At 68.4% G+C, this 1,829-nt stretch carries 1 protein-coding gene and 1 pseudogene; both read left to right on the top strand.

The features are described 5' to 3' along the window. A partial coding sequence (locus tag IE252_RS42785) for a 2-oxoacid:acceptor oxidoreductase subunit alpha (protein WP_190094922.1) occupies window positions 1-1,539 on the top strand: 1,539 nt, incomplete at its 5' end. Further along, window positions 1,532-1,829: pseudogene (locus IE252_RS42780) on the top strand (2-oxoacid:ferredoxin oxidoreductase subunit beta); the annotation flags it as partial. The gene IE252_RS42785 and the pseudogene IE252_RS42780, both read left to right, overlap by 8 nt.

Below are 1,829 nucleotides of genomic sequence, written 5' to 3'. Positions count from 1 at the left end.
AACACCGACGAGTTCACCAAGCGGCCGATGGCGAAGGTCGGCTACGCCACCTCGCCGCTGGAGGACGGCACCCTGGAGGCGTACAACGTCCACCCGGTGCCGCTGACGACGCTCACCGTCGAGGCGCTCAAGGACTTCGGGCTCTCGCGCAAGGAAGCCGAGCGCTCCAAGAACATGTTCGCGCTGGGGCTGCTCAGCTGGATGTACCACCGGCCGACCGAAGCCACGGAAGCCTTTCTGCGGCAGAAGTTCGCCAAGAAGCCCGAGATCGCCGAAGCGAACGTGACCGCTTTCCGGGCGGGCTGGAACTTCGGCGAGACGACGGAAGACTTCGCCGTCTCCTACGAGGTCGCCCCGGCCACCAAGGCCTTCCCCACCGGCACGTACCGGAACATCTCCGGGAACCTCGCCTTGGCGTACGGGCTGATCGCCGCCTCCCGCCAGGCCGACCTGCCGCTCTACCTCGGCTCGTACCCGATCACCCCGGCCTCGGACATCCTGCACGAACTGTCCAAGCATAAGAACTTCGGCGTCCGGACGTTCCAAGCCGAAGACGAAATCGCCGGTATTGGTGCCGCCCTGGGGGCCGCCTTCGGCGGGTCGCTGGCCGTCACGACCACGTCCGGCCCGGGTGTGGCCCTGAAGTCGGAGACCATCGGGCTCGCCGTCTCTCTTGAGCTACCCCTGCTCGTGGTCGACATCCAGCGCGGTGGGCCCTCCACCGGCCTGCCCACCAAGACCGAGCAGGCCGACCTGCTGCAGGCGATGTACGGGCGCAACGGCGAAGCCCCCGTCCCCGTCGTCGCGCCCAAGACGCCTGCCGACTGCTTCGCCGCCGCGCTCGACGCCGCCCGGATCGCGCTCACGTATCGCACCCCGGTGTTCCTGCTCTCCGACGGCTACCTCGCCAACGGATCCGAGCCCTGGCGCATCCCCGACACCGACGAACTCCCCGACCTGCGCGTCCAGTTCGCCACCACCCCCAACCACACCCTGGCCGACGGCACCGAGGTGTTCTGGCCGTACAAGCGCGACCCCCACACCCTCGCCCGCCCCTGGGCCATCCCCGGCACCCCGGGCCTGGAACACCGCATCGGCGGCATCGAGAAGCAGGACGGCACCGGCAACATCTCGTACGACCCCGCCAACCACGACCTCATGGTCCGCACCCGCCAGGCGAAGATCGACGGCATCAAGGTCCCCGACCTGGAAGTCGACGACCCGGACAGCGCGCACACCCTCGTGATCGGGTGGGGCTCCACGTACGGGCCCATCACCGCCGCCGTGCGCCGGCTGCGCGCCCAGGGCGAACCCATCGCCCAGGCCCATCTGCGCCACCTCAACCCGTTCCCCCACAACCTCGGCGACGTACTCCAGCGCTTCGACAAGGTCGTCGTCCCCGAGATGAACCTCGGCCAGCTCGCCACCCTCATCCGCGCGAAGTACCTGGTGGACGCGCAGTCCTACACGCAGGTCAACGGCATGCCGTTCAAAGCCGAGCAGCTCGCCACGGCCCTGAAGGAGGCCATCCATGTCTGAGGCGCTCAAGCTGGTCCCCAAGGCCGAGGCCGCCCAGTCGATGAAGGACTTCAAGTCGGACCAGGAAGTGCGCTGGTGCCCCGGCTGCGGCGACTACGCCGTCCTCGCCGCCGTCCAGGGCTTCATGCCCGAACTCGGCCTCGCCAAAGAGAACATCGTCTTCGTCTCCGGCATCGGCTGCTCCTCCCGCTTCCCGTACTACATGAACACCTACGGGATGCACTCCATCCACGGACGCGCCCCCGCCATCGCCACCGGACTCGCCACCAGCCGCCAAGACCTCAGCGTCT

Source organism: Streptomyces melanogenes (genome assembly GCF_014649795.1).
In the GTDB taxonomy this organism is placed as follows: Bacteria; Actinomycetota; Actinomycetes; order Streptomycetales; family Streptomycetaceae; genus Streptomyces; species Streptomyces noboritoensis.
Note: the sequence above shows the minus strand (reverse complement) of the source record. Positions and strands in the feature narration are given on the sequence as shown.